This window comes from Roseburia inulinivorans DSM 16841 (assembly GCF_000174195.1).
Lineage (GTDB): Bacteria > Bacillota > Clostridia > Lachnospirales > Lachnospiraceae > Roseburia > Roseburia inulinivorans.
This window is the reverse complement of sequence record NZ_ACFY01000139.1, coordinates 37,535-43,916: the sequence shown is the minus strand read 5'-3', so window position 1 is coordinate 43,916 and position 6,382 is coordinate 37,535. Positions and strand designations below refer to the sequence as shown.

The window sequence follows — 6,382 nt, the reverse complement described above, 5'->3', positions numbered from 1 at the left end:
CCGTACCATGCGGTACTGTGCGCTTATGCGGTATTAGCAGCCGTTTCCAACTGTTATCCCCCTGTGTGAGGCAGGTTACCCACGCGTTACTCACCCGTCCGCCACTCAGTCACTAAAACTTCATTCCGAAGAAATCGGTTAAAGTGCTTCGTTCGACTTGCATGTGTTAAGCACGCCGCCAGCGTTCATCCTGAGCCAGGATCAAACTCTCATGTTAAAAAGTTAAATCCAAACCAGAATATCTGGCTTTCTAAATCAGAAACAAGTTCCTACCGGAATCTTGATTCAGGTTTTACTGTTTTTAAGGTTTGCTTTATTAAAAGCTGTTCGTTCATCTTTCGATGACTTGAATTATTCTCTTATGAATCTTTCAAGGTTATTCACTGTTCAGTTATCAATGTTCTTTGTTGTTTTTAGCAACTCTGATATATTATCACGTTCAGAAGTGTTTGTCAACAACTTTTTTATTTTTCTTTTTCAACTCTTCCGAGCTGATGTGTTGTCGTTTTTGACAGCTTTGATATTTTATCAAATCGTCTGTCGTTTGTCAACAACTTTTTCAAAAAAAATTCGAACAACATATATTGCAAATAAGAGCGGAGAAAGAGGGATTTGAACCCTCGCGCCGGTTACCCGACCTATACCCTTAGCAGGGGCACCTCTTCGGCCACTTGAGTATTTCTCCAAAGTTCATAATTGTCAATATGATGTTGTTCGTTACGTCTGTGACGCATTTAACATATTACTAAATTTCTATTTATTTGTCAATCCCTATTTTCTATATTTTATTTTACCGGTAACCGTTGCTTCCTTTCAGACTGGTATTGATCCTGCATATATCTTTGTGAACATTACTCCGTAAGTAATTCTTAATCTAAATTCCAATATAATAAGTAATTACGGACAGACATTGCCAAAAGCACTATCATGATAGCAAGTAAAGCAATTCTTCCCTCTGTCTTTGAAAACAACACATTTCCCCATAAAAATATCAATAAAAGAGTTCCTGTCACAGCCGGCCAGCATATGCGTAATATTCTCATCCATTTTTTCTGCCATGTCTATACGTTTTTTTCCTCCATGTTTTCGTTTTACAGCATGGATTCTAAACCCTGTACAAACTACAAGGTCAATATTTTTTTTCAAAATTATTCTGTTCTTTCATATATTGAAATATCTTTTTATCATTCTTTGACTTTTTATACCAGCCTATACCTATCATTATAATTCCAACAATAATAGCTGTAGTTCTTATCGATGAATCCGGGGAAAATAAACACGATGCAACAATTCCTGTTCCTGCACCTGTAAAAAAATCTACAATTGATTTTCTTTACGGATGTTTAATATTTGATTTCCTATGTTCATAATACTACGTCCTCCTTCGAATACTATTATCTAAAAATAATGTTCAAAGTAAAGCAATCAACACCTTACATTGCATATATCGTTACGCAAAGATTCTTTGACAGGTACTTTTCTCTTATTTGGAATCATTTTCCACCTATCTTTTACTCATTTATCAGCTTCTGGCTTTTCAGATAATAATAAATCCCATCATCTGTCACGCTTTCACAAATATCAGCCGCAATTTCTTTCACTTTTTCAGCTGCATTTCCCATTGCAATCCCTTTTCCAACGGATAGTAACATATCAATATCATTTTCTCCATCTCCAAACGCTATGGCTTCTTCCTTTGAGAATTTATAATGTGCAAGAACCTGTTCAATCGCAGTTCCTTTTCCACCATCTTTTGGAATAATATCTATGGCTCTACTCCACCACGCTGCTACTTTGGCATTTTTCGTTCCCTCTAATATATACTTGCGTTCTTCTAAGTCACATCCCAACATAATTTGAAAAACATCTTTTTCCACATATTCTTCAAATTTTTCGGATACATTCACCCTATGGTGCGCAATCGCAAAATAATCTTCTAAATCTTTATCACTTCCATTTGCAACAATTTCTTCCGCAGTTGCAATAGAAACAGGTCTTTCCATTCTTTTTGCATTTTCAATAATTTTTTTTACATCTTCTTTCGGAATAGGACATTTTGCCACTACTTGATCCCCTGCAACGCAAAAAGAACCATTGAATGCCAAAATCGCATCAAATACAATCCCTTCAAACATTGGTATGGTAACAAACGGACGCCCTGTTGCGATACATATTTTAATACCATTTTGTTTTAATGAACATAACGCCTTCCTCATATTCGGTGTTATCTCTGTTTTTCCCATCTCTAGCAATGTTCCATCAATATCAAAAAAAATTATTTTTACTTTATTTATCTCGTTCTTAAGTTCATCTTTATTCTCGTATGTTCTCAAAATAGTCCTCCACGATTCTCTATCCCTTATTTCAGCAGCAACTGAACGTTATCATAAGCCAACTTAAATCTGTCAGAATGTATCATTTGCATTTTTTATATATGTAATCCAGTTTTTCAAACTATCCACGCTGAAATCCTCAAGTGCTGTTTTATAATGAACAAATGCAATAGGGTGATTTTGCTCCATCCATTTCAATGTCTTTTTCGGACCAAAATAAGGATATTGCATCAATTTCTGCTTTTGATTTTTGGGGACGGTTCTGTATATGTGAAATCACTTTCACTTGAAGTGCTTTTCCTCGTTCATTGCTATCTACAGTAATCTTGCCATCAAAGATTTGTACAAAATCACTGTTCAGATTATTTGTTCCGTCAGCATACGGACCATAAAGGATGACAGAAATAGGATTTTAGTTTCGCTTTATATATTCAATAATCTGTTCCAAAATAATCACCTCTCCAAGCATCGATTTATAGGTACAATTTGTTTTCCTTTCTACCGGAACAGACCTTCTATAAACATCTTTGCAAATATACCATATCTATTAGTTGTACACCACCCTCATAAATTGGGTGGTCATAATTGTCCGTAAAGAAATTCGGAATCTTGTTAGACCGAACAAATCCACATTTTTCATAAAATGGTATCGTCAATGGACTGTCACCTGTTCCAACCTGCAAAACGGAATATTCATCTGCATATTTACCGGCAAGAAAATCAATTAGTGCTTTTCCATAGCCCTTTCCCTGATTCTGAGGATCGACTGCAATATTCTTGATTTCAAGTATTTCGTTACCTTCATCGGTGACAACACATTCAGCTTTTACATCACCATCTTCAAGCACATACATAGTTCCTTTTTCAAGATAGCGATCAACCATATTTTCCTGCTCATCAGCTAATAACAATAATGATATAAACTGCTTTTTATCCTCATTCACTTCTCTGATTTTCATATCCATCACTCCGTCAATTTGGAAGTTAATTTATAAACAATAAATTCTAATCAAACCTAATATTAGAAGATGCACAGGATAAAATAAATAGAAAAACCACTTGGAGAATACTTTCCCCTTTTCCATTCGCTTGCCATTATAGAAATATAAAATTACAATTCCCGCAAGAGCAATTCCTGACATACTTCCTAATGCATAAGCGATATTTGTACCAAGCGAAAATCTTCCAATACCACCTGCAAAATTAAAAAGTCCAAATAACAACATTGAAATAATGAATGTATATTTCATCTTATTTCTTAATCCTCTACTCCATATAAACAACAGTGTAAATATTGGTGCCAATAATGCCCAGTCGCAGAATAAAGAAAGTACTATCAATCCCAAGATACATATATCTTTTAAAAATTTATTTGATACTTTATCATTCACAATCAGAATCATAAAACATATCAGCAATGTAAATAACATATTCAAACCTTGAAATTCTAACACTCCATTTGTTGTAAACGCCATACAATATGGGATTTCAGAAATCAAGGCAAATATTAGCAGTCTAATAGCATAATTCTTTTTTGAATGAGTATATTGAAAGCCCTCTACAAGAAAGTAACACATTGTAATTGCTGTAAAGTACCCTATGTCCAGAAATAGCTCCGACAGAAAATATCCTGATTTCATAAAGACTTGTGAAATATGATTCAACAACATAGTCAACATGGCTATATATTTAATAACATCTCTGTTTAATTTTGAGTTACCATACGCCATTTTTGTTTCCATTTTTACCACCTCAAATTTCGATTGAGATTTCACCTGTCACAAACTATTGAAAACACTACGTTTGTGACAAATGAGCTTTCCCTTATATATTCCCTTGTGTTATATCGTCCCACCAGTGTTTACAAACTCTGATAAGGGAAAATACAAGGGCAAAAAAATCTGATAACATATTATAACACAAAATGAAAATCCTGTTCCATCAGGCAAGTTGCAGTCAAGAAAGATGATATCAAAACAGCCTTTTGCTATTTTTCGTAAACCATCTTTTTTATACGCCGTGTATATTCTCTGATATAATTTCATATAATGTGCGAATTGATTTCATAATTGTATGCCCATACCTCGATTGTGCGATTTTCAAGCATAAGATTAAAGTTGTACTTGATTTCTCTTGGTGTAATGATATCTCCTGTAGAAATATCAATCTTTAATGGGGTAATTACTCCATCAAATTTTGTTTCCATGCTTACACGAACACCCGGATAATCTGCTTCTTCCATGATTTCTGATATCCGTTTGATCCGAAACGAGACACCATCGTCCAGGGGGATTGATATAATTTGGGATATAATCATCTCTACATCCTCCACACTGACATTAGTGCCTTTTATGGTAGCATCCAGATCCATAGTAGCTCTGGCATCCAGACCAACCATTGCCGCCACCAGCATCCCACCTTTTAATATAAACTGATTTTTATACTCTGATAAAGAAATTCGTTCTAAAAAACGTTCCATCATATAATTCCGCATCAAAATCTGTGCATCTGCAGATTTTTTCTTTGACAGATTACGAATCAAATCCTTTAATTGTCTTGCCGTTGTTATCATCTAAAGTAACACCTCCAAATATGGTCTTAGTATCTTTTCAACATGAAACATAGCTGCGTATTTCATAAGCACCCGTAAGTTTTTATCCTTACGCTTCGCATATTGCTTTAATGCATCTTGGAATACCTGCATTTCAATATTTTTCCTGCTGCGAAGCAGATCGCAAATCGTTCTCTCCATATCATAAACCGGAACTGAATGTCCAAATGATGTCAGCATAGTTGTGATTCCTATTTCATGTAAATCCTTTTTTACTGTATACACTTGAAAACCGTCTTCCTGCAAACGGCTTGGATTATATCCAGTTCTTACTGTTATGGTGTATTTCAAAGGCTCTCTGTCCGTTAAATCATGAAAAAATAATGCAGTTTCATGAGAAAATACAGCTTGACCACAACGTAAATGCAAAAGGTACATCGCATCTGTCCACGTATCAGGTGATACATACACACCATGAGAAGCTTGCTCTAATCCTCGTTCCTTCACATAGGCATAAAATGCAGACTTACTAATTCCATTATTTAGGACTTGAAATGTCTGAATTGTCCCTCCACATTCACGCAATAACAGATCTAATTTTTCAAATTGAGTCATATGGAATCTCCTTTCATGCTAATATGATAATATATATTAGCATGAAAGTAAATATAAATAACACCTATGTGACAAACTCCCGAAACAAGCTTCCCATTTCTTTTCCAACTGACTTTTCTTTCAGGCAACGGCAAAGCCATAATTGATGGAGAAGAAATCAGCCTTTCAACTGGAGACTGGCTAAAAATCGCACCTGCTGCAAAGCGTCAGTTTTTTGCATCCGATATTTCCGGAATTACTTATATCTGCATTCAGGTAAAAGAAAATTCTCTGGAACATTTTTCAGCAGAGGATGGCGTAATCGGCTAATTAAAAATATTTATTTACAAAAATGCACAGCTCCCGATAAGCCGAGAACTGTGCATTTCTTCAATTTTACGATTTCTCAATTTTTCAAACAAGAATTTAACCTATTCTCTTATCATTCGATAGAATGTTCCAGTACCAATTCCTGTTGTCAACTCATAAGCTTGTCCATCAATCCTAAATCCTGCCTTTTCATAGCATTTTACCGCTCTGGTATTCCATGTACGAACTTCCAAATACAACGGCTTGTTAGGATATAACTTTTTTGAAATCTCATAAGCAATCAAGAGCATTCGTTGACCATAATGTTTATTACACAAATCAGGATTTACCCCTATTCCAATAAATACCTCCTCTTTTTCCTCCAATATATTGACAAATCCTACCAATATGCTTTCATCCCAAAAACCATAATAATTTTTTTCACTTTTGGGATTCATGAATCCTATCTGTCGAACTTGCATTTCTTCGTAAGCAGGAAGATTATACAAATCGTATTCTCCGCCATATTTCCATGCACATATTTGTCGTTTTGCATCTTCGGATAGATTTCTATATACTAATTCATTCATAACAT

Annotated in this window: 6 protein-coding genes, 1 tRNA gene, 1 rRNA gene and 2 pseudogenes; 1 reads left to right on the top strand and 9 read right to left on the bottom strand. The window is 34.9% G+C overall.

Features of this window, described 5'->3' with window-relative positions; genetic code table 11:
- The 8 genes and pseudogenes from ROSEINA2194_RS14245 to ROSEINA2194_RS14210 all read right to left on the bottom strand — a co-directional run.
- Positions 1-217, bottom strand: a 16S ribosomal RNA gene (locus ROSEINA2194_RS14245); the annotation flags it as partial.
- A 380-nt stretch (positions 218-597) separates the two neighbouring features.
- Positions 598-685: transfer RNA gene (locus ROSEINA2194_RS14240), tRNA-Ser, on the bottom strand.
- 212 nt (positions 686-897) lie between these two features.
- Entirely contained in the window at positions 898-1,146 is a 249-nt protein-coding gene (locus ROSEINA2194_RS14235; RefSeq protein WP_007888678.1) for a hypothetical protein, read from the bottom strand.
- Positions 1,147-1,511: 365 nt separating this feature from the next.
- On the bottom strand, positions 1,512-2,333 hold the full coding sequence (locus ROSEINA2194_RS14230; RefSeq protein ID WP_007888675.1) for a Cof-type HAD-IIB family hydrolase: 822 nt from the start codon (positions 2,331-2,333) through the stop codon (positions 1,512-1,514).
- A gap of 515 nt (positions 2,334-2,848) precedes the next feature.
- The gene (locus tag ROSEINA2194_RS14225) at positions 2,849-3,292 is read right to left on the bottom strand and encodes a GNAT family N-acetyltransferase (protein WP_044928257.1); all 444 of its coding nucleotides are present in this window, start codon (positions 3,290-3,292) and stop codon (positions 2,849-2,851) included.
- 30 nt (positions 3,293-3,322) lie between these two features.
- Complete coding sequence (locus ROSEINA2194_RS14220; RefSeq protein WP_044928255.1) at positions 3,323-4,075, bottom strand: TraX family protein; 753 nt, start codon at positions 4,073-4,075, stop codon at positions 3,323-3,325.
- A 320-nt stretch (positions 4,076-4,395) separates the two neighbouring features.
- Positions 4,396-4,905 (bottom strand): annotated as a pseudogene (locus ROSEINA2194_RS14215) (nucleotidyl transferase AbiEii/AbiGii toxin family protein); the annotation flags it as partial.
- Positions 4,906-5,499 (bottom strand): type IV toxin-antitoxin system AbiEi family antitoxin domain-containing protein, encoded by a 594-nt coding sequence (locus ROSEINA2194_RS14210; RefSeq protein ID WP_007888660.1) that lies wholly within the window; start codon positions 5,497-5,499, stop codon positions 4,906-4,908.
- A gap of 117 nt (positions 5,500-5,616) precedes the next feature.
- Here ROSEINA2194_RS14210 and ROSEINA2194_RS23630 point away from each other — a divergent pair.
- Positions 5,617-5,808, top strand: a pseudogene (locus ROSEINA2194_RS23630) (cupin domain-containing protein); the annotation flags it as partial.
- A gap of 101 nt (positions 5,809-5,909) precedes the next feature.
- On the opposite strand, the gene ROSEINA2194_RS14205 reads toward ROSEINA2194_RS23630, so the two are convergent.
- Entirely contained in the window at positions 5,910-6,377 is a 468-nt protein-coding gene (locus ROSEINA2194_RS14205; protein ID WP_044928254.1) for a GNAT family N-acetyltransferase, read from the bottom strand.
- Positions 6,378-6,382 lie beyond the last annotated feature (5 nt).

Bases quoted from the DNA above. Each gene is read 5' to 3' on its own strand.
- ROSEINA2194_RS14225 (WP_044928257.1), bottom strand. From the start codon at position 3,292: ATGAAAATCAGAGAAGTGAATGAGGATAAAAAGCAGTTTATATCATTA.
- ROSEINA2194_RS14220 (WP_044928255.1), bottom strand. From the start codon at position 4,075: ATGGAAACAAAAATGGCGTATGGTAACTCAAAATTAAACAGAGATGTT.
- ROSEINA2194_RS14210 (WP_007888660.1), bottom strand. From the start codon at position 5,499: ATGACTCAATTTGAAAAATTAGATCTGTTATTGCGTGAATGTGGAGGG.
- ROSEINA2194_RS14205 (WP_044928254.1), bottom strand. From the start codon at position 6,377: ATGAATGAATTAGTATATAGAAATCTATCCGAAGATGCAAAACGACAA.